This window comes from Cupriavidus sp. 2TAF22 (genome assembly GCF_052115045.1).
Taxonomy (GTDB): Bacteria; Pseudomonadota; Gammaproteobacteria; order Burkholderiales; family Burkholderiaceae; genus Cupriavidus.
The window spans coordinates 143,266-164,560 of sequence record NZ_JBFRFX010000012.1; the positions used below are offsets into that span (position 1 = coordinate 143,266).

A 21,295-nucleotide genomic window follows, 5' to 3' on the forward strand; every position below is an offset into this window, starting at 1 on the left:
GCTCAGTCCTCGTTGCGAAATCCCGATGCCTGGACGAGCGGGCGCCAGAACTCGCGCTCGGCGTGCAGCGTGCGGGTCACGGCCGCGCCAGGCAGGCCAGTCGCTTCCAGACCGACACGCGGCAACAGGGCTTTCATCTCCGGTTTCTGCATGGCGGCAACGAATGCCTGCTCCAACCGTTGCACCACCTCCGGGGGCGTCCCCGCAGGCACAAAGGCGCTGTACGACGCATTCGCGTGATCGAATGCGTCGATGCCATCTTCACGCACGGTTGGCACATCGGGGAGGGCCGCGTTTCGATGGGTGCCGGACACGGCCAGAATGCGAATCTTGCCAGCGCGATAAAGCTCCAGCTGGCTGGCCAGGGCGTCGGTGGCTAACGGAACGTGCCCGCCCACGAGGTCCGTCACAAGCGGCGCGCCTCCCTTGTAGGCCACCGGCCTGAGCGGTACGCCTACGGTTCGGCCCATGCCGAGGATGGCGAAATGCAGTGTCCCGCCCAGCGAGGTGAGGCCGACGCTGCCCTGTGATGGGTTCGCACGGACCCAGCTCACGTATTCCCGCAGCGTCTTGTAGGGGCGATCCGCGCCCGCCGATATCACCGTAGGGACTTCCGCAAGCTGCGCCACAGCAATGAAATCGCGATCGACGTCATAGTCAAGCCGCCGGTAGGTCATCGGGAAGATGACCATCGGCGCATTCGATGAAAGCAGCACAGTCCTGCCGTTCGGCTGTGATCGCTTCACGTAGTCGATGGAGATGCGCGTCGACGCGCCCGGCCTGTTTTCCACGATCACCGGGCCCATGCCGGCCAACCGCAGTTGCTCGGCCAGCGAGCGCCCGAGGATGTCCAGCGCGCCCCCGGGCGGGAAGCCGACAACAAGCCGCAAGGGAGTTGTGCTTCCCGTCGCTGCAGGAGGCTGCGCGCCGGCTGGATTCGCTTGCACGGCGGCCAGCCCGGCCACCGAGGCAGCCGCAAGCAAACGGCGTATCGATTTCTTCATGGCACCTCCACGTCTGGCCAGCGGGACAAGAGATTCTGAGAGGCCTCGAACAGCGCAGCCGCGCCGAGCAGGTCGGACTCCCCGCGCAGACGCCCCACCAACTGCAAGCCGACGGGCAGTCCGTCACGGCCAAAACCGCAGGGCAGGGTGATGGCGGGGTGGCCGGTCAGGTTGAACGGCATGGTCCAGGGGAACCAGTTGGATCGCACCTCGTCGTACAGCCGGCCGTCGATCTCTATCTGCCCGAACAGATCCTGGTCAATCGGCAGGGCGGTGCGCGCGATGGTGGGAACGGCGATGAAGTCGTGGTCACGAAGCAGCGCCTGCACGTGCCGGAACAAGCGGGTGCGTTCGAAGTTGGCCCTCTGGTAGTCGACCGCGCTGAATTCATTGGCAAGGGCCAGCTGTTGCAACAGCGAAGGGCTGAGCCGGTCAGGCTGCTGCAGGGCCATCTGACCGAAGCGCGCTCGCCATACCGTGTGGTTGATGGTTCGCCAGAGCGGCTCGATGTCGAAGGCCGAGCCAGGCATCTCTGCGAGATCCGCGCCCAGGTCCTGCAACCGGTCCAGGGCAGACGCGAAGCACGCGGCCACATCTGCGGCGACCGGTCGCCCGGGTGGCGAGATCGCGAACAGGATGCGCCTGCCCCGCAGGTCGGTGGCAGTGCGCGTCGCATCTACATAGTCGGCCGCGCGCGCGCCAGCGGACCAAGGGTCTGAAGCGTCTTCACCGGCCATCGCCTGGAGCATCAATGCAGTATCGGCCACCGTGCGTGAGATAGGCGTGACATAGGTGAGGTTGCCAAAGGCATCCTCCACCTGAGAGTGCGGTACCAAGCCGATGCTTTGTTTCAGGCCGACGGCACCATTGCAGGCCGCCGGAATCCGGGTGGAACCGCCGCCGTCCGTGGCAATGCCGATCGGGGCGAGCCCGGCCGCTACTGCCACCGCCGCGCCACCGCTGGAACCACCGCTGGTGTGGCCGGGATGCCAGGCATTGCGGGTACGACCGAACAGAGGCGCATCGGTGAGGCACTTCGCTCCGAACTCCGATGTGGTCGTCTTCCCGATAAGGATGGCTCCTTGTCGGCGTAGTCGGGCAACGGCTACCGCGTCCTCGGTCGGGACGTTGTCCGCGAACAGCAGGGAGCCGAATGTCGTACGCACCCCGCGGGTGTTAACCAGGTCCTTGCAGGAATAAGGAATCCCGTGCAGCAATCCTGTGGGTTCCCCGCGCATGATCGATTGCTCCGCGGCCTGTGCCTCCTGCATGGCCTCGTCGGGGCAAAGCGTTATGAAACAGTTGAGTTCCGACTGGAGCCTGGCCGCACGATCCAGCACGGCACGCGTTACCTCGACCGGGGAAACCTCGCGGGCAGCTATCGCTTCGCGAAGCCGCACGGCAGGCAAGAAGCAAAGTTCCTCATTCATCCAAGACATCCTGGGAGAGCCCGGCTCAAGTGACCGGCAACGAATCAAAGTTGACATACACCCCCCGCCCGGTCCAATACTCGTTCACAATCAAGGCATATCGGAATCGTATGACCCATGGACCTCAAGAGCCTGCGTTATTTCGTTGCTGTAGCGGAGGCCCGCAGCGTGGGCAAGGCCGCCGAGCGTCTTCACATGGCGCAACCGCCGCTGTCCGTCCAGATTCGCAACCTCGAGGCACAACTCGGTACGGCGCTCTTTGTGCGCGAATCCACCGGCATGCGACTGACAGACGCGGGTAGCGCGCTCTTCGCGCGCGCGCGCGAAGCCCTGGCGCTGGCACACGAGGGGTTCGAGGCCGCACGCGCCGTAGCGTCCGGGCGGCGCGGGCGGCTGTCTGTCGGCTACATGTTTTCGCTTGGCTACGCCGTACTGCCGAAGCTCGTGCCGCAGTTGCACCGCGTACTCCCGGATGTCGAACTGCAGTTCGTCGAGATGAGCACCTCGACATATGAAGCGCAGATCATCGACCACAAGGTGACAGTTGGTTTGTGCATGCCACCGCTTCAGCGGCCTGACCTGTCCACGACGATCGTCGGCATGCAACCGCTACGGCTGGCCTTGCCGGCACGTGCACCGCTCGCGCGGCTTTCGTCGGTGCCGGTGGCACGGCTGCACGGGCAGAGATTGATTGCGCTGCCCACACTGACAGGGGGCGGGGACACTTCGATGGTTGCCGCTCTGCTGCGGCGCCACCAGGTAACCATGCAGATAGTCGAGCGGGTGGAGACGGTTCATGCGGCACTGGCTCTGGTGCTCGCAGGCGAGGGGGTTGCGATCGTGCCGGCGTGCGCGGCAATCGGCAGGCCTCCGGGTGTCGCGTTCCGAAAGCTTAAGGAAGTCACGGAGGGGTTCGAGGTGGCCGTCTGCCGGCGCCGCGATCTGGATAGCCCCTTCATCGAGCCGTTCATCACGGCGGCGCGGCACGCGCTCCGATGACGGCGCAATACCACGCGCATGGCGCTGCTGGCCGCCGGCCTGACGGCCGGCAGCGAGGAAGCCGGCGAGATCCGCTGCGTGCCCGCGGAAGGCGTCGACCTCTGCACGGTGGGCGGCCAGGACCGGCTCGGCGCCCGCCTAACCGGAAACGCCGCCAGCCGGACTGAGCCGGGGCCCGCCCGACCCTGCTGCGCAAGATCCCCTGCGGCTCAAGGGTGCCAGGTCGACGGCCGTTCGATCTGCATCGCCGGCCGCTGGCTGCCCGCCATGGCGTAGGACAGCCTGTTGGCGGCATCCATCACCGTCTGCGCCAGCTCCAGCAGCCGCGCCTCGCCCAGGCGCGATGTCGGTCCCGAGATGCACATGGACCCGAGCAGCCGCCAGTGCAGCCCGAAGACGGGGGCCGACACGCTCGACACCTCCGGCTCGCGCTCGCCGAGTGACAGGTGGAATCCGCGGCGGCGGATCAGTTCATGGAGCTCGCCGGGCTCGCCGGAGAAGGCCAGGATGACCCGGCCGGGCGAGCCGCTGTCCAGCGGCAGGCCCGCGCCGATCCGCACGTGGTGCCGGATCGCCTGGGGTCCTTCCACCCGCACCAGGCACGTGCGCTGCTGCCCCTCGCGCACGTAGAACGATGCGCTTTCGCCGGTCTTGATGGTCAGCTCCCGCAAGACCGGTTCCACCACCTCCTGCACGTTGAAGGTCGCCTGGTAGCACGCGCCCAGCCAGCCGGCCGCGCGGCCCAGGCGCCAGCTGCCGTCCTCCTTCTGCACCAGGTAGTTGTCGGCGGCGAGCGTGCGCGCCAGGCGCAGCACCGTCGTCTTGTGGATGCCGGTGCGGCGGCTGAGGTCGGCCAGCGTCAGCTGCGCGTCATTGACGCCGAAGGCTTCCAGGACGCGCAGGGCACGCGTGACGGCGGTGACCCCGCCGCTGGCGCCCTCTTCCAGGCCAGGGGTGGTCGAGGCATCTCTTTTTCGGTTCATATGACGGTACGCGTTGCACGGTACGAAACGGTATTGTATGCCGTGAAACGCTAGACAACAATCCAGCTCACAACATAACGAGATCTGGAGACAGTCATGAACGCAGTCCTGAGCGTTGTCCTCGGCGCGGTTCGCCGCTGCACGTTCGCCGTCACGGCCGGCGCCGGCGCGGTAGCCGTTGCCGCGGCTTCGGCCACCGCCATCGCCGCGGTGCCTTATCCCGCCAAGCCCATTCGCGTCATCGTGCCGTTCCCGGCCGGCGGCGGCACCGACATCATCGCCAGGGAGGTGACCAACAAGGTGGCGCTTGCCACCGGCTGGATCTTTGTCGTGGACAACAAGCCGGGCTCGGGCGGCAACCTCGGCGTCGATGCCGCCGCCAAGGCACCGGCCGACGGCTACACCATCGTGCTGGGCCAGACCAGCAACCTTGCCATCAATCCCACGCTGTACAGCCGCCTGCCGTACGACCCCGTGAAGGACCTGGCCCCGATCAGCCTGGTGGCCAGCGCGCCGCTGGTGCTGGTCACGCCCGTCAATTCGCCCTACAAGACGCTGGCGGACGTGATCAAGGCCGGCAAGGCCAGGCCGGGCGCCATCAACTTCGCGTCGCCCGGCAACGGCACGGTCGCGCATCTGTCCGGCGAACTGCTCCAGAAGACCGCGGGCCTCAAGCTCACCCATATCCCGTACAAGGGCGCCGCCCAGGCCGTCAACGACCTGATCGGCGGCCAGGTCGACCTGTACATGGCTTCCGTGCCGTCGCTGCTCGGCCATATCCGCAACGGCAAGCTGCGTGCGCTGGCGGTGACCTCGCTCAAGCGCGTTGCCGACCTGCCGCAGATCCCGACCGTCGCCGAGTCCGGCTATCCGGCCTTCGAAGCTGCCACGTGGTTCGGCTTCGCAGCCCCCGGCGCGACACCGCCAGCCGTGGTCGCCCGCCTGAACGCCGAGTTCAACAAGGCGCTGCAGGCGCCGGAGCTCGCGAGGAAGCTCAACGAGCAGGGCGCGACGGTGCTCGGCGGCACGCCCGACCAGTTCGGCGCGCTGGTCAAGCGGGACATTTCCCGCTGGTCGGCGGTCGTCAAGGCATCCGGCACCACGCTGGACTGAGCGCTGCCGTCCTGCCTCGTTTGCGCGTTCCCCATTCCACGTCCCACTTCACGTCCCACTTCACGTCCTTCCGGAGCCAAGCCATGAGCCTGCCCAACATCATCAAGTCGTTCGATCGCGTGTCCGCCGCCGTTGTGGCGAAGGCCGCCAAGTTCCAGCCGGCCATCCTCGCCGACGTCGCCGGGCGCCGCGGCGCGCTTCACGGACGCATCCGGGCATTGCGCCCGAGCATGAAGGTGGCCGGCCCGGCCTTCACCGTCGAGGTGCGCCCCGGCGACAACCTGATGATCCACGCGGCGCTGGCGCTGGCGCAGCCCGGCGACGTGCTGGTCATCGATGGCAAGGGCGACCAGACCTCCGCGCTGATGGGCACGATCATGATGCACGCGGCACGCCAGCGCGGCCTCGCCGGCGTGGTGATCGACGGCGCGGTGCGCGACAGCCTCGACCTCGAGGAGATGCAGTTCCCGGTCTTCTCCGTGGGCACCAACCCGAACGGGCCGACCAAGGAAGTCGCCGGGCGCATCGGCCATCCGGTGTCGGTGGGCGGGGTGACCGTGAACCCGGGCGATTTCATCAGCGGCGATGCCGACGGGCTGGTGGTGGTGGAGCGCGAGAAGATCGAAGCGCTGCTCGAGGTCGCGGCCAGGAAGGAAGAGGCGGAAGCCAGGCGGATCGCGCAGATCAAGGAAGGCAATACCAATGCGCCGTGGCTGCTGGCCTCGCTGGTGACCGCCGGCGTGCTCAAGCAGGGAGAAGCGCTGTGACGACGCGTCCCGCCATTCTCGTGACCGCGGCGGATCTCGCGCCGCAGGCCCTCGCGCTGCTGGACGGCTATGACATCGTATTCGCCGGCAAGACCCCGCAGCACGACGATCTCCTCGCGTTGGCCCGCCGGCACAACCCGGTCGGCATCATCGTGCGCTATGGCGCGGTGACCGCCGCGATCATGGACGCCGCGCCCGCATTGCGCGTGATCTCCAAGCACGGCAGCGGCACCGACACCATCGACAAGGCCGCCGCCGCCGCGCGTGGCGTGGCGGTGACGGCCGCGGCCGGGGCCAATGCCGCCGCCGTGGCGGAGCACGCGCTGGCGCTGATGCTGGCATGCGCGAAGTCCGTGGTGGCGCTCGACAAGCGCATGCATGCCGGGCAGTGGGACAAGGCCACGCACAAGAGCGTGGAACTCGACGGCCGCACGGTCGGCCTCGTCGGCCTGGGCGCCATCGGCCTGCGCTTCGCCAGGATGTGCGATGCCATCGGCATGCGCGTGATCGGGTTCGACCCGTTCGCGACGAACCTGCCGGCCTACGTGCAGCCGGCCGCGCTCGATGCCATCTGGCAGGAGTCGGACGTCATCTCGCTGCATTGCCCGCTCACGGCGGACAACCGGCAGATGGTCAACGCGCAGACGCTGGCGCGCTGCAAGCCCGGCGTGCTGGTCGTCAATACCGCGCGCGGCGGGCTGATCGACGAGCCCGCGCTGCTGTCGGCGGTGCGCTCCGGGCAGGTGGCCGCGGCCGGGCTGGACAGCTTCGCCGCCGAGCCGATGACCGTGCCGCATGTCTTCCATGGCGAGCCGGGCTTTATCCTGAGCCCGCATATCGGGGGCGTGACGAGCGCGGCCTACGTGAACATGGGGATGGCCGCCGCCAGGAACACGCTCGCGGCGCTGGCCGCGGCGAGCGAGCCGGCGCTCGCCCGCGCATAGGCGGCACGCAGGACGGACAGGCGAGGCCACGAGGCGCGGCTCCCACGAGAGGAGTGCGCAGGGCCTCGCAGCAAATGGTGGTGCAAGGAGACAGAACATGAAAGCGATTCAACGCGGCGCGGCAGCGCCGTGGCGGCTGGCCCTGGGCCTGCTTGCCATCCTGCCGGCGATGATGCAGGCGCAGGCACAAACGCCCGCGCAAGCCTGGCCGGCCAAGCCGGTCAAGATCGTCGTGCCTTACCCGCCGGGCGGCGCGGTCGACGCGGTCACGCGCAAGATGGCCCAGCGCCTGACCGCGCAGACCGGGCAGAGCTTCTATGTGGAGAACAAGGCCGGCGCCACCGGAACGATCGGTGCGCTGCAGGTCGTGCACGCGGCGCCCGACGGCTACACGCTGCTGGCCAACGACACTACGTATTCGCTGCTGCCGCATATCTTCAAGAAGCTACCGTTCGACTACGCCGAAGACCTGCAGCCGGTCTCCGCGTATGTGTTCGCGCCGATGGGCGTGGTCGTCAAGGCCGACGGCAAGTACAAGACACTGTCCAGCCTGGTGGCCGCCGCCAAGGCGGAAGACAACAAGGTGTCGTACGGTTCGGGCGGCGCGGGATCGACGCCGCACTTCGCCAGCGAGGCGCTCGGCGTGGCGGCGGGCGCGCATTTCCTGCATGTGCCGTTCAAGGGCGCCGGCGAGGCTACCGTGGCGCTGCTCGGCGGCACCGTCGATTTCCAGATCGCCTCCATCCCCGGCGTGATCGGGCAGGTTGCCGGCGGCAAGCTCAGCGTGCTGGCGGTCAGCGGGGACAAGCGCCTGCCGGCATTGCCGAACGTGCCGACGTTCGCCGAAGCCGGGCTGCGCGGGTACGGCGTCACCAATTTCACCGGCCTGTGGGCACCCAAGGGCACGCCCCGGGAGGTGCTGAACCGCATCCAGAAGGAAGTCGCCATCGCGATGGCCACGCCGGACATGCGCACGTACGCGCAAAGCATCGGTGCGGACGCAGGCTACTGGGACACCCGGACGTTCTCGAAGGAGATGGTCGAGCGCACGGCATTCTGGGGCAAGGTGGCCAGTGGCACGGGCTTCCAGAAGCAGTAGCCAGGGCCGGCCGCATCGATTCCAATAGAGATAAGCTGGCAGGGATCGCGCGGCCAATCCTCCTGCGCAGGCTAAACCACAAGGCATCATCATGTTCCTCATGCATCCTCCGGCCGTCCGCGAGGCTCAGACGTTCGCGCGGCTGCCGGCGCGCTACCGGCAGCGCCGCCATACCGCGTGGTCCGCCGCCAACCAGGGCGGCCGGGAGATCGATTCGTTCCTCGAAGGCCCGGTCACCGACGACAGCGGCAATCTCTATGTCACGGACATCCCGAACGGCCGCATCCTGCGCGTCGACGCAGAAGGCGAGTGGGAGCTGATCGCGGAGTGGGACGGCGAGCCGAACGGCATGAAGCGCATCGGCGCGCACGAACTGCTGGTCACCGACTACCGCAACGGCCTCATGGCCGTCGACCTGCGCACGGGCAACGTCCGGCCGTTCCTGTCACGCCGCCATACCGAGAGCTTCAAGGGCGTGAACGACCTGACGCTCGACGCGCACGGCAACCTCTACTTCACCGACCAGGGCCAGACCGGCCTGCACGACCCGACCGGGCGCGTCTACCGGCTGACGCGGGAAGGGCGCCTGGAACTGCTGCTGGCCAACGTGCCCAGCCCGAACGGCATCGTGCTGTCGCCGGACGAGCGCTTCCTGTTTGTCGCGGTCACGCGCGGCAACTGCGTATGGCGCATGCCGTTGCAGGCGGACGGCAGCGTGTCGAAGACGGGGCAGTTCTTCACCTCGTACGGGCCCAGCGGGCCGGACGGGCTGGCCATGGACGAGGCAGGCCGCCTGCTGGTGGCCAACCCGGGTCTGGCGTATGTCTGGGTACTCAGCCAGCGCGCCGAGCCGGTGGTGGTGATACGCGGCACGCCCGGCCATTCGCTGACCAACATGGCGTTCGGCGGGGCGGACCGCAAGCGGCTGTTCATCACCGACTCCACCGCCGGCGAGATCCTGTCCATCGACATGGATGTGCCCGGCATGCCATTACACGACAACCTGGAGGCGCAACGCGGATGACGAACGCCCTGCTGCAGGATGCGTGCGATTGCCACGTGCACTTCTATGACGGGCGCTTTCCGTGCGCGCCGGGCGCCACGCTGCGCCCGGCGGACGCGCGCGTCGCCGACTACCGCGCGGCGCAACGGGACATGGGCACCACGCGGGCCGTGGTGGTGACGCCGTCGACGTATGGCACCGACAACCGTGCCACGCTCGCCGCGCTGGCGGAGCTTGGCGCCGACGCGCGCGGCGTGGCGGTGGTCGACACCTCCGTCACGGACGCAGACCTGGAGCACCTGCACGCGCGGGGCATGCGCGGCATCCGCTTCAACCTCACCATGCCCGGACCGGTGGATGCGGGCATGCTGCCTGCGCTTGCGTCGCGGATCGCGCCCCTGGGCTGGCACGTGCAGCTCAATGCGCCCGCGGCGTGGTTGCCGGAGATGGAATCCATGCTCGCGGCGTGCCCGGTGCCCGTGGTCTTCGACCACTACGGCCACCTGCCGTTCGGCGACGCGGCGTTCGAGCCGGCGTTCGCCGTGATCGCGCGGCTGCTGGCCGAGGGCAAGGGCTGGGTCAAGCTCTCCGGCCCCTACATCGAATCGCGCGAAGGCGCGCCCCGCTACGGCGACGTGGCAGCCCTGGCGCGCCGCTACCTGGCGCTGGCGCCCGGGCAGATGCTGTGGGCATCCGACTGGCCGCATCCCACGCTGCGCGCGCAGGACAAGACGCGCTGCGACGATGGCGCCCTGCACGCGCTGTTTCGCCAGTGGTGCGGCGACGATGCCCTGGTGCGGGCCGTCCTCGTCGACAACCCCCAACGACTATATGGCTTCGCCGCGAGGGCCGAAGCCGCATGACAACAAGACCGGAGACCCCTCTCATGACACTCGGGAAGATCGTCGCAACGCTGTGCCTGTCGACGCTGGCTTGCATCGCGGGCCACGCCCACGCCCAGGCGGACTGGCCGAAAAAGGTCATCACCTACGTGGTGCCTTACCCCGCGGGCGGCACCACCGACATCCTCGCCCGGCTGATCGCGCAGAAGCTCGGCCAGGCCCTGCAGACCACGGTAGTCGTCGAGAACAAGCCAGGCGCCACGGGCGCGATCGGCTCCGCCTTCGTGGCGCGGGCCCCGGCGGACGGCTACACACTGCTTGGCGCATCGACCGCGTCCCACGCCATCAACCCCGTGCTGAACCCGAAACTGCCGTACGACGCCGTCAAGTCGTTCGCGCCCGTCGTGCTGATCGGCACCATTCCGAGCGTGCTCGTGGTCGGCGCGGACAGCCCCTACCACGATGTGCAGGGCCTGCTTGCCGCGGCCAGGAAGAAGCCAGGGTCCGTGAGCTTCGCCTCGGGCGGCAATGGCACCATCCTCCAGATGTCCGGGGAACTGCTCAAGGCGCAGGCTCATGTCAAGCTGACGCACGTGCCCTACAAGGGCGACGTGCCCGCCATCCAGGATGTGATGGCCGGCCACGTCGACTTCATGTTCGCGCCGACCGCGCCGATCCTGCCGCATGTGCAAGGCGGCAAGCTGCGCGCGCTCGGGGTGGCCACGAAGGCCCGCGTGGCGAGCCTGCCGGCCGTGCCGACGATGGGCGAGGCCGGCGTCCCCAGCTTCGAGGCGGAACAGTGGCAAGCGATATTCGCGCCCGCGGGCACGCCACCGCAGATCGTGCAGCGGCTGAACACCGAGATCAACCGCATCCTGAAGGACCGCGACGTGATCGCGCATCTGGATGAACTGGGCGTCAGGATCGTCGGCGGCACGCCCCAGCAACTGGCCGACTTCCAGAAGGCGGACATCGCCAAGTGGGCCAAGGTGGCAAAGGCGGCCGGGGTAACGCTGGATTAAGCTGCACTGTGGTGGTCACGCCTTCGATTCGCCCAGACAGCGACAGGCCTGGACGCATTACAGGTTCTTGAGCGCAGCCTGCACGTGCTGCTGGAATTGCCCGGGCTCGCCCAGCGCATTGGCGTTGAGCAGCGCCAGCTTGACCAGGAACAGTTGGGCCTTGTCCACGCCGGCCTCATCGATGGCGGTGGCCAGGGCGTCATAGACGGCTTCCAGGCCGGGGATGCTCAGGGTCTTGTGAGGGGTAGTCATGGGACTCTCTCCTAATGGATCTTCACTGGGGCAGGGCGGTGTTCAGGGCGGCTTGCAGACGCGTCGCGTCCAGCGTGAGCCAGCGCGCGCACACGTGCTGGTCGGGGCGCAGCAGGTAAGCCGCGCCGCTGGCCTGCACTCCATAGCGACGGCGGAAGTGGCCATCGGCGTCGGCGAACGTCAGGTCGGCGCCCGCCACCGGGCTGGCGGCCCCGACGGCGATGACGCGCAGCGGCACGCCGCGCTCCCGGGTGGCAGCCACTACCCTCTGCAGGGCGCCGGGTACGGCGTCGGCCTCGGTGAAGTACAACAGGTCGAACCCTGCGCCCAGATGGTCGAGCAAGTAGTCGTTGGCCGCCAGTCGGATGTTTTGCGGCGGGGCGCCGTGGGCCGGGCCGTGCACGAACAGCGCGTTGTCGTCACCGGGGCAGTTGAGCACCGAAGCGGTGTACTCGTGCGGGCGCGAAGTGCGCCAGTGGTAGAGCGGACGCACGAACTTCTCGGTCAGCGAGAGCGATAGCACGGCATCCCGCAGCAGGCGGAAGCCCTCGCTTGGCGGCGTCATGAAGCGCGTGCTCTTGCCCGCTTCCTCGATAATTTCGCGTGCCGCGCCGACCCGCTCGGCGCTGTGGTTGGCCAGCAGCTTCCGCCCGGCCAGTCCCTTGAGCACGAAGGCGAGGTGCCAGGCCAGGGACTGCGCGTCCTGAAAGGCGGTGTTGGCGCCGCGCACGCCAAAGATCGGCAGCAGGTGGGCGGCATCGCCGGTAAAGATCACGCGGCCGTGCACGTACTCGGGCAACGTCAGCGTGCGGGCGGAGTACACGGAGCACCAGTCCATTTCCCAGGGGGTGCCGGCATGGCCGATCATGGCCAGCTGGGCATCGATGCGCGCCTTGAGCGACTCGGGCTTGAGCGCGTCCTCGGGCGTTTCGCCGGCCGGCAACTGGTAGTCGACGCGCCAGATGCCATGTGGCTCGCGGTGCATCAGGATGGTGTTGCCCGGGTTCCAGTCCGGGTCGAAGTAGGCCAGGCGCTCGGTCGGCAGCGGCAGGTCGATCTTGATGTCGGCGATGACGAAGAAGCCCTCGTAGGAGGCGCCTTCCATCTGCAGGTCCATCGCGGTACGGATGCCGGAGCGTCCGCCGTCGGCCGCGACCAGCCACTCAGTCTCCAGCCAATATGGGCCTTCCGGCGTGTCCACCTCGACGCGCGCGAAATCGGTTTCCTGATCGACCTTGGCCACCTTGTTGCCCCACCGGAAATCGATCAGGGGATTGGCGGCGCAGGCATCGAGCAGATACTCCTCCATATACTGTTGCTGGATGTTCAGCATCGGGAAGAAGCGGTCGTCGCCGTCGTGCGGGGCTTCCATGCGAAACACGCGCTCGCCGCGGTAGTACGAATTGCCGTAACGCCAGGGCAGCCCGCTCTCGGTCATACGGTCGGCCACGCCGACCTGCTGCAGGATTTCCATCGAGCGACGCGTGAAGACGATGGCGCGGCTGCCCTGGGACACCTGCAACTCAGAGGTGACGACGACGCTGGGTACGCCATGGCGGGCCAGTTCCAGGGCGGCGACCAGGCCCGCCGGGCCGGAACCCGCAATGACGACCTTCTTGCGGTCCTGCTTTGCGTGGGCGGAAGCCAGCCACGGCTTGAACACCTGATAGTCGTAGTAGATCGAAGGACGGGCTTCGGCGGTGGGCAAATGCATGGACGTGACTCCGACTTAAATAGAATGGGTCCGGCGTAGCGCGCAGCGGCTACGTCGCTTCAAGGTGAGCTAATGGGTAACCGTGCAGCAGGTCATCGAAAAAGCGGGGAATGCGAGCTCGTTCTCAAGTCGTTTGCTTGAGCGTGCGCGGGATCGGCAAGACCAGGAAAATCACACAGCCCGCGACCAGCAGGGCCGCCGCGTAGAGCAGGCCTGTGTTGAAGCTGTGGGTGACGTCCTTGAGCCAGCCCACGACCAGCGGATTGAGGGCCGAGCCGAGGTTGCCGGTCGCGTTGATCACCGCGATGCCCAAGGCCCGCGCGGCGAAGCTCAACGCATGGTCCGGCGTGGTCCAGAAGATCGACATGGCGGTATAGGCGCCGGTGGAAGCCAGGCACACGCCCAGCAGTTGCACCGCAGGATGCGACGAATATGCCGTCAGCAGCCAGCCCGCCGCCGCGAACAGCATCGGCAGGACGGTGTGCCAGCGGCGCTCTTGCGCGCGGTCCGAGCGCCGGCCCCACCAGATCATGCCGATGATCGTGCATACCTGGGGAATCGCCGCCAGCAGCCCGATTGTTGTGTTGGTGGCGCCGCCGGAAAAGCTCTTGACGATCAGCGGCGTCCACACGGCCACCATGGCGAGGCTGTTTACCAGGCAGAAATAGGCCAGCGAGAACTTCAGCACGGTGGGTGAGGTCAATTCGGACCACAGGCTGCGCGACGCCTCGCCACGCTGTTGTGCCACGGGGTCGGCCCGATGCTCCCGAGCCAGCATCTGCGCGAGCGTTTGCTTCTCGCCCGGCGAGAGCCAGCGCGCACGCTCCGGCGTGTCGGTGAGATAGAAGTACACGACCACGCCCAGTACCGAGGCCGGCAACCCTTCGAGCAGGAACAGCCACTGCCAACCCTTGAGCCCGTGCAGCCCATCCATGCCGAGGATCACCCCAGAGATGGCTGAACCGAAAGCAGCCGTGACCGGCATGGCGATCATGAACAGCGCATTGGCGCGTGCCCGGTAAGCCGCCGGGAACCAGAAAGTCAGGTACAGCAGCATCCCCGGCAAGAAGCCCGCTTCCGTGATGCCCACCAGCACGCGGAGCCAGTACAGCGTATGCGCATCGGTAGCGAAGAGCGTGGCCGTGGACGCTAATCCCCAGGCGACCATGATCGTCGCGATCCAGCGTCGCGCACCAACGCGTGCCAGGATGGCATTGCTCGGCACGCCGCAGGCAATGTAGGCCAGGTAGAACAGGGTGGTGGCCAGGCCGAACTGGGTGCTGGTCAGCCCCAGGTCCTTCATCATCGTCAAGGCGGCGAAGCCGATGTTGATGCGGTCCAGGAAGGAAACCACGAACAAGAGAAACACGAACCACAGCAGATGGCGCGATACCTTGGCGATAACGCTGTTCGCTTCGGCCGTGAACTGATTTTCGGTCAACGCTGCGGTGGCGTTCCCGGGCGGGGGGGCTGCAATGGGGGATCTCACGCGACTTGTCTCCTACGGCTGCGCCGTCGGCTGGATAACGAGAATGCGTCGTCGCCACAACAATCGGGGCTGGAACGACGTGACAGGCGTCTGGCGCAGCGATTGGCAGACACGGCTTTTGATTTAGTTGTGCGCGCAACTAGTATGTGTCAGCGGCAGGCGGACCGTCACTGGGGTTTGCACTAGTTGTGCGCGCAACTATGTGACGGAACTATAATTCGCACCTTCATCGCGTCAGCAACCGGTCAGCTGTGCAGCCGTTTGCCTCACTTTTTCAAAGGTCTCTGCCGGTGACTTCCCGATATATCCCGATTGCCCTTGACCGCACCCTGACACACCGCCTGCACGAATTGAACAAGCTTACGGACCGTGTCACGCAGCTAGCCTACGAGTCAGAAGTCGGCATTCCGATGCATGAAGGCCGCTGCCTGGCCGCGATCGGCTCATTTAGCCCGTTATCGGTCAACGATCTGGCGCGTCGCGCGAACCTGGACAAAGGGCAGGCAAGCCGGGCGGCGCAATCGCTGGTCGACAAGGGGCTCGTGCGCAAGACGGCAAGTGCGACGGACGGCCGCGGCGTCGTCCTGACGGTGACGACCCAGGGGGAGCGTATCTGGCTTCGGACCATGGCCCTGATCGAGCGCCGCAATGCCGAAATCATGTCCTGTCTCGACGAAGACGAGCGCAAGCAATTCGATGACTTGCTAGAGCGCTTGGTAGTGAAGGCCCGGGAGTGACCCGGCTTCACTAAGGCACCTTTCACCAAGGCACCCAGGTGCCCGCCATGGTGATCCGCATCAGGCGCGGTTCACCAGATCGATCGCCAGGGCCAGTTTCCGGACCGCCGGTTCGATATCCTCGTCGCTCACCCCGCCGTAGCCCAGGACCAGGCCGTTCTGGGAGTGCAGTTGGGAGGCAAAGTAGGACGACAGGGGCCGAGCCACGATGCCGTGGGCAAGCGCCGCACGGGATACCAGGTGATCGTTGGCGTGCCGGAGCTTCACCGTCAGGTGAAGCCCGGTATCCGTGCCGACGATATCGACCTGATCGCCAAGCTGGAGTTGCAGCTCCCGCGTCAGCAAGGCCTGACGCTCGCCATAGATCTTGCGCATGCGCCGTACGTGCGCTGCGTAGTGGCCGTCGGAGATAAACTCCGCCAGCGCGGCCTGCGCCGACAATTGCCCACCGCGATGCAGCTCGGATTGCGCTACCGAGAACGCATCGACAAGTTCCGGCGGCACGATCAGGAACGCCAGCCGCAGGCCGGGATAGAGCACCTTGGAAAAACTGCCGACATAAATCGTATTGCGATGCGGGTCCAGGCCCTGTAGCGACGGCAGCGGCGCGCCGTGATAGCGGAATTCGCTGTCGTAGTCGTCTTCGATGATCCACGCATTGTGGCGATGCGCCAGCTCGGTCAGGAGGCGGCGCCGGGCAAGGCTCATCACGACGCCGCTTGGGTACTGGTGAGACGGCGTGACGAAGATCAGCCTTGGCGCGGTCTCTGGCGCAAGCGGCGGCTGGATTCCGTGCTCGTCCACCGGCACGCCCTCCATTCGCATGCCGGCCGAGCGAAAGACACTGCGTGCGCCCCAATAGCACGGATCCTCGACCCATACGAGGTCTCCCGGATCGGCGAGCAGGCGGGCACACAGATCGATGGCCTGGTGGCTGCCCTGGGTCACGATGATCTGCTCCGGGGTGCAATCGACACCGCGGGCGAGCGTCAGATACTCGGTCAACGCGCGCTTGAGCGGGGGGCAGCCATGCCGGCTGCCATATCCCAGTTGCTCCTGGCTGGCGGTCTTCCACACCTTGGTGATCAAGCGTTGCCAGACGCCGCGCGGGAACTGGCTCACATCCGGAATGCCGGGGACGAACGCGCCGACCTGCAAGTCCGACGCGCCGACGCTGGCGAGCAGCTCGTGCGCGCGCAGGGACAGGCGCGAAGCAACGCTTGGGAGTACCGGATCGGCAGTCGGGCTCGTGTCGAGGATGCGGGCGAGCAAGGCGGGATCGGGAGCGGTATCGCCGACGTAGGTGCCGCTGCCGCCATGCGTATGGGTGTAGCCTTCATCGGTGAGCCGTTCATAGGCATACAGAACGGTGTTGCGGGCAATGCTCAGTTCCCGGGCCAGTTCGCGCGTGGGTGGCAACCGTGTGCCCGGGGACAGCTGGCCGGCGAGGATTGCCTCGCGGATGTCGTCAAACAACTGCCTGTTCAGCGGAGCACCGGATCGTTCGGGGTGGCTCCAATGACTGCGCGCGAGAAGCCAATCGGTCAACGGCGTCTCTTTCAATTCTTGGCTCCATCTGAAAATTTGTACCGGCACTATACAGTGGAGCCACCGCGCTTGTAGAGTAGATCCCATCGTGTCGTGGCATTACCACATAACTATTTAATTTAAGTAACAGAGCACCGCCATAACCCCCATCAAGCGTGAAAAGTCCCGCAATTTAGCGGGCACTTAATTGATTGGAAAAGGGGGATGGCGATTCTCCCCATATCGGTGTGTAGATATTCACCGGCATGGTGCGTTTCCCGAGGCATTAAATGAAGCGTTTTGCAGTAGCAGGTATCCAGATGCCGGTGTCGGCATTCGAAGAGAACATCACACAGATGAATCGTTACCTGGCGCATGTCAGGCACCGCTTTCCGTGGGTCGACATGGTGATGTTCTCCGAGCTGGCGGCGTTTGGCCCGAGCCCGGCCAAGGCCGAGGAAATGCCGGGCGCGGCCGAGGCCCGCCTGTGCGAGATGGCCGCCAAGTACGGCTTGTGGCTGATCCCCGGATCCTTGTTCGAGCGTCGTGACGGTGCCATCTACAACACCTCGCCGGTGATCGACCCCGCAGGGAACGTGGTTGCCCGTTTCCGCAAGCTGTTTCCCTTCAGGCCCTATGAGCAAGGCATCGCCGCGGGCAGCGAGTTCGTGGTGTTCGACGTGCCGGACGCGGGGCGCTTCGGCATCTCGATCTGCTATGACATGTGGTTCCCGGAAACCACCCGGACGCTGGTTGCGATGGGCGCCGAAGTCATCCTGCACCCGACCATGACGGACACCATCGACCGCGACATCGAATTGGCGATCGTGCGGGCGTCGGCGGCAACCAACCAGGTCTATTTCTTCGATATCAACGGAGTCGGGGACGGTGGCGTGGGCCGCTCCATCGTGGTGGATCCCGCTGGCTATGTGCTGCATGAAGCCGGCCCGGGCACCGCGGAGATCATCCCCGTGGAGATCGATTTCGAAAAGGTCCGGCGCGAGCGCGAGCGCGGCTTGCGCGGGCTTGGCCAGCCGCTGAAGAGCTTCCGCGACCGGGTGGTGGAGTTCCCGGTCTACCAGCGCGACAGCGGCGCGGATGCCTATCTCCACACGCTTGGCAAGCTGGTGAAGCCGGGTGTCCTGGAAGACGCGCAGCCGGAAGTGACCGGGCCGGCTGGCGAGTAGCCGCCGGGGGCAAGGCCCCGGCAGGCCGTCACGTTATTCCCGCATGGCGGGAAAAAACAGAATTGGAATTTCCGAGGGAAAGCGTGATTGCTGGCCCAATGGATGGCGCTTGCCTTTCGGGTTGTTATTGACCCGCTTGATAAACAGGAATGGGTGAATATCAGGCCTGGAATAAAACGGTCGTTCGATTAAACGGATTTGCAGTTGCGGATCCGCGCATTGAGATTATCTAGTTAGCAGAGGAATAACATGGCACGCAGCACGGCACGAAAAGCAAAGACCGGGCAACACATTTCCCTAAACCGTTACCGTAGCGTTTGGGAAATGCGCGCGGATGGCTGGATGAATCTGACTGATGACCTGGGCCGCCTGGTCAATCTCGCGCGGGAGTGCAAGGAATTCATCGAGCGCCACGCCCGGGTAAAAGAGACGCTGGCCATGCTCGAGCCGATCGAGCGGTTCTGGGCATTCCCGGGGCACCGATTGTTCGAGGAGCTGAACGCGTGGTTCGAGGCTGGCGATCTGGGCCGGCTGAACATCGCCGTGCACCGTATCAACCGCATGCTGGCCAGCGATACCTACCGTCACAAGAAGCTGTCGCTGGATGCGGAGTCGGAGGAGCCGTCCGAGATCGAGACGGAAGAGGAGATGCAGGCGCAAATAGCACGGCCGTACTTTGAGGTCCTGATCGTCGACGACATGACGCGCGAGGATGAAGAGGCCCTGCGCCGGCGCGTTCAGCGCAAGCAGCGCGTGGATGATCCCTTCGTGTGGGACGTGGTGGTGGTGCCAAGCTTCGAGGATGCGCTAATAGCAACGCTCTTCAACTTCAACCTGCAGGCTTGCGTGATCCGGCATGGATTTCCGTTCAAGTCCGAGTATGAGCTGGACCTGCTGCGCAAGTTCCTGGAAGGGCTGGACGAGGGCATCGAGGAGCAGCCGGAGTCCGAGCGCGGCCCCTTGCTGGGCCAGAAGATTGCCGAGCTGCGGCCGGAACTGGACTTGTACCTGGTCACGGACGTGAAGGCCGAGGAGATCGCGTCGCGGCTGGGCGAGGTCTTCAACCGGATCTTTTTCCGGGAAGAGGACCACACCGAGCTGTACATGTCGATCATGAAAGGGGTGTCGGAGCGTTACAAGACGCCGTTTTTCACGGCGTTGAAGGAGTATTCGAAGCAGCCGACCGGGGTGTTCCACGCCTTGCCGCTGGCACGCGGAAAGTCGATCATGAACTCCCACTGGATTCAGGACATGGCGCAGTTCTATGGCCTGAATCTGTTCATGGCGGAGACCTCGGCTACGTCCGGCGGGCTCGACTCGCTGCTGGACCCGATCGGCCCCATCAAGGTCGCGCAGGAATATGCGGCGCGCGCATTCGGTGCGCGCCGCACCTTCTTCGCGACCAATGGCACTTCGACGGCCAACAAGATCGTGGTGCAGGCGCTGGTCAAGCCGGGCGATATCGTGATGGTGGACCGCAACTGCCACAAGTCCCACCACTATGGCATGGTGCTGGCGGGCGCCAAGGTGGCGTACCTCGACTCCTATCCGCTCAATGACTTCTCGATGTACGGCGCGGTCCCCATCGCCCAGATGAAGCGCACGCTGCTGCGGTTCAGGCAGGCGGGGACGCTGCACAAGGTCAAGATGGTGCTGCTGACCAACTGCACCTTCGATGGCGTGGTCTATGACGTGAAGCGCGTCATGGAGGAGTGCCTGGCCATCAAGCCGGACCTGATTTTCCTGTGGGACGAGGCCTGGTTTGCCTTCGCCCGCTTTCATCCCACCTACCGCCAGCGCACCGGCATGGATTCGGCGTCGCGCCTGCGCCGCGAGCTGGATAGCGAAGACTATCGCCGGCGCTACGATGCATTCACCGAATCGTTCGGCGGGGCGGACTGGGATGATGAGGAGAAGGTCGTCGCCACCCGCCTGATGCCGGATCCGGACCGCGCGCGGGTGCGGGTCTACGCGACCCAGTCCACCCACAAGACCCTGACCTCGCTGCGCCAGGGCTCCATGATTCATGTGTGGGATCAGGACTTCAAGGACAAGGCGGAAGAGGCGTTCCACGAGGCGTACATGACGCACACCTCGACCTCGCCGAACTACCAGATCCTGGCCTCGCTCGACGTCGGCCGCCGCCAGGTGGAGCTGGAAGGCTACGAGCTGGTGCAGCGCCAGATGGAACTGGCCATGACGCTGCGCGAGTGGATCCACACCCACCCCTTGCTCAAGAAGTACTTCCAGTTCCTCAACGTCTCCCGCGTGGTGCCGACCGCGTACCGGCCGTCCGGCATCGAGGCGTACTACAGCCCGGAATCCGGCTGGGCCAATATGGAAGCCGCGTGGCGCGTCGATGAATTCGCGCTGGATCCTACCCGGCTGACCCTGTCGATCGGCACCTCCGGCATCGACGGCGATACGTTCAAGAACAAGTACCTGATGGACAAGTACGGCATCCAGATCAACAAGACGTCGCGCAATACCGTCTTGTTCATGACCAACATCGGTACCACGCGTTCGTCGGTGGCCTACCTGATCGAGGTGCTGATCAAGATCGCCAGGGAACTGGAGGAGCGCACGGCGGACATGAGCGTGATCGAGCGCCGCCTGCACGAGCGGCGCGTGTCGTCGCTGACCAAGGAACTGCCGCCGCTGCCGGACTTCTCGCACTTCCACTTTGCATTCCGCAGCGTGTGCAACAGCGGGCAGATCGAGACGCCGGACGGCGATATCCGCAAGGCCTTCTTCATGTCCTATGACGAGGAGAACTGCGAGTACCTGAACATGGCCGAGGTGGCCAGGGCCATCTCCAAGGGCCGTGAGGTGGTATCGGCCTTGTTCGTGATTCCCTATCCCCCGGGCTTCCCCATCCTGGTGCCGGGGCAGGTGATCAGCTCCGAGATCCTCGAGTTCATGCAGGCGCTGGATGTGCGCGAGATCCACGGTTACCGCCCGGAGCTGGGATTCCGCGTGTTCAGCGACGGGGCGCTCCAGCAACTGGCCCTCCAGGCAGCCGGCGAGGCCGCGGCGGCGGTGGCGGCCGCGGCAAAGGCGTCGGTCTCGACCGTTGTGGAAGTCTCGACGGCAACGGTCGATGAAGTGGCGGCGGTGGCCATGGCGGAACGCCCGGCGGCAAAAAAGTAGCGAGGCGGGAGGCCGGGATTGGCGCCCGGCTTC

The 21,295-nt window shown here is 65.9% G+C and carries 18 protein-coding genes; 11 read left to right on the forward strand and 7 right to left on the reverse strand.

Annotation, left to right across the window (positions count from 1 at the left end; all coding sequences use genetic code 11):
* Positions 1-2 precede the first annotated feature (2 nt).
* Positions 3-1,004, reverse strand: coding sequence for a tripartite tricarboxylate transporter substrate-binding protein (locus AB4Z48_RS16290; protein ID WP_441615670.1), 1,002 nt, complete (start codon positions 1,002-1,004; stop codon positions 3-5).
* Entirely contained in the window at positions 1,001-2,434 is a 1,434-nt protein-coding gene (locus AB4Z48_RS16295; protein ID WP_441615672.1) for an amidase, read from the reverse strand. Before AB4Z48_RS16295 ends, AB4Z48_RS16290 begins: the two co-directional genes overlap by 4 nt.
* A 117-nt stretch (positions 2,435-2,551) precedes the next feature.
* Between AB4Z48_RS16295 and AB4Z48_RS16300 the strand changes: the two genes are divergently transcribed.
* Positions 2,552-3,433: a LysR family transcriptional regulator gene (locus AB4Z48_RS16300; RefSeq protein ID WP_441615674.1), complete on the forward strand. Its 882-nt coding sequence runs from the start codon at positions 2,552-2,554 to the stop codon at positions 3,431-3,433.
* 209 nt (positions 3,434-3,642) lie between these two features.
* Here the strand turns inward: AB4Z48_RS16300 and AB4Z48_RS16305 are convergent, their stop codons facing one another.
* Positions 3,643-4,416 carry an IclR family transcriptional regulator gene (locus tag AB4Z48_RS16305; protein ID WP_441615676.1) on the reverse strand — a complete coding sequence of 258 codons (774 nt, stop codon included), beginning with the start codon at positions 4,414-4,416 and terminating at the stop codon, positions 3,643-3,645.
* Positions 4,417-4,512: 96 nt separating this feature from the next.
* On the opposite strand from AB4Z48_RS16305, the gene AB4Z48_RS16310 reads away from it, so the two are divergent.
* From AB4Z48_RS16310 to AB4Z48_RS16340, 7 genes are all read left to right on the forward strand, one after another.
* Positions 4,513-5,529, forward strand: coding sequence for a tripartite tricarboxylate transporter substrate binding protein (locus AB4Z48_RS16310; protein WP_441615678.1), 1,017 nt, complete (start codon positions 4,513-4,515; stop codon positions 5,527-5,529).
* Between the two features lie 83 nt (positions 5,530-5,612).
* The gene (locus tag AB4Z48_RS16315) at positions 5,613-6,296 is read left to right on the forward strand and encodes an RraA family protein (protein ID WP_441615680.1); all 684 of its coding nucleotides are present in this window, start codon (positions 5,613-5,615) and stop codon (positions 6,294-6,296) included.
* On the forward strand, positions 6,293-7,240 hold the full coding sequence (locus tag AB4Z48_RS16320; protein WP_441615681.1) for an NAD(P)-dependent oxidoreductase: 948 nt from the start codon (positions 6,293-6,295) through the stop codon (positions 7,238-7,240). Before AB4Z48_RS16315 ends, AB4Z48_RS16320 begins: the two co-directional genes overlap by 4 nt.
* 97 nt (positions 7,241-7,337) lie before the next feature.
* Positions 7,338-8,339, forward strand: a complete 1,002-nt coding sequence (locus AB4Z48_RS16325; protein WP_441615683.1) for a Bug family tripartite tricarboxylate transporter substrate binding protein — start codon at positions 7,338-7,340, stop codon at positions 8,337-8,339.
* Positions 8,340-8,430: 91 nt separating this feature from the next.
* A complete protein-coding gene (locus AB4Z48_RS16330; RefSeq protein ID WP_441615685.1) occupies positions 8,431-9,363 on the forward strand; it encodes an SMP-30/gluconolactonase/LRE family protein in 933 nt (310 codons plus the stop codon).
* The gene (locus AB4Z48_RS16335) at positions 9,360-10,205 is read left to right on the forward strand and encodes an amidohydrolase family protein (RefSeq protein ID WP_441615687.1); all 846 of its coding nucleotides are present in this window, start codon (positions 9,360-9,362) and stop codon (positions 10,203-10,205) included. The genes AB4Z48_RS16330 and AB4Z48_RS16335 overlap by 4 nt, the downstream gene beginning before the upstream one ends.
* 23 nt (positions 10,206-10,228) lie before the next feature.
* Complete coding sequence (locus AB4Z48_RS16340; protein WP_441615688.1) at positions 10,229-11,206, forward strand: Bug family tripartite tricarboxylate transporter substrate binding protein; 978 nt, start codon at positions 10,229-10,231, stop codon at positions 11,204-11,206.
* A 57-nt stretch (positions 11,207-11,263) separates the two neighbouring features.
* On the opposite strand, the gene AB4Z48_RS16345 is transcribed toward AB4Z48_RS16340, so the two are convergent.
* The 3 genes from AB4Z48_RS16345 to AB4Z48_RS16355 all read right to left on the reverse strand — a co-directional run bounded on the left by AB4Z48_RS16345 (position 11,264) and on the right by AB4Z48_RS16355 (position 14,661).
* Complete coding sequence (locus AB4Z48_RS16345) at positions 11,264-11,458, reverse strand: DUF2783 domain-containing protein (RefSeq protein ID WP_441615690.1); 195 nt, start codon at positions 11,456-11,458, stop codon at positions 11,264-11,266.
* Positions 11,459-11,480: 22 nt separating this feature from the next.
* Positions 11,481-13,172: an FAD-dependent monooxygenase gene (locus tag AB4Z48_RS16350; RefSeq protein WP_441615691.1), complete on the reverse strand. Its 1,692-nt coding sequence runs from the start codon at positions 13,170-13,172 to the stop codon at positions 11,481-11,483.
* A 124-nt stretch (positions 13,173-13,296) separates the two neighbouring features.
* Positions 13,297-14,661 (reverse strand): MFS transporter, encoded by a 1,365-nt coding sequence (locus AB4Z48_RS16355; protein WP_441615693.1) that lies wholly within the window; start codon positions 14,659-14,661, stop codon positions 13,297-13,299.
* A 290-nt stretch (positions 14,662-14,951) separates the two neighbouring features.
* Between AB4Z48_RS16355 and AB4Z48_RS16360 the strand changes: the two genes are divergently transcribed.
* Positions 14,952-15,398, forward strand: coding sequence for a MarR family winged helix-turn-helix transcriptional regulator (locus AB4Z48_RS16360; protein WP_441615695.1), 447 nt, complete (start codon positions 14,952-14,954; stop codon positions 15,396-15,398).
* A 60-nt stretch (positions 15,399-15,458) separates the two neighbouring features.
* On the opposite strand, the gene pdxR is transcribed toward AB4Z48_RS16360, so the two are convergent.
* Positions 15,459-16,961, reverse strand: coding sequence for a MocR-like pyridoxine biosynthesis transcription factor PdxR (pdxR, locus tag AB4Z48_RS16365; protein WP_441615697.1), 1,503 nt, complete (start codon positions 16,959-16,961; stop codon positions 15,459-15,461).
* 254 nt (positions 16,962-17,215) lie between these two features.
* Here pdxR and AB4Z48_RS16370 point away from each other — a divergent pair, with 254 nt between their 5' ends.
* Entirely contained in the window at positions 17,216-18,112 is an 897-nt protein-coding gene (locus tag AB4Z48_RS16370; RefSeq protein WP_441615699.1) for a carbon-nitrogen hydrolase family protein, read from the forward strand.
* Positions 18,113-18,454: 342 nt separating this feature from the next.
* A complete protein-coding gene (locus tag AB4Z48_RS16375) occupies positions 18,455-21,262 on the forward strand; it encodes an aminotransferase class I/II-fold pyridoxal phosphate-dependent enzyme (protein WP_441615701.1) in 2,808 nt (935 codons plus the stop codon).
* Positions 21,263-21,295: the final 33 nt, after the last annotated feature.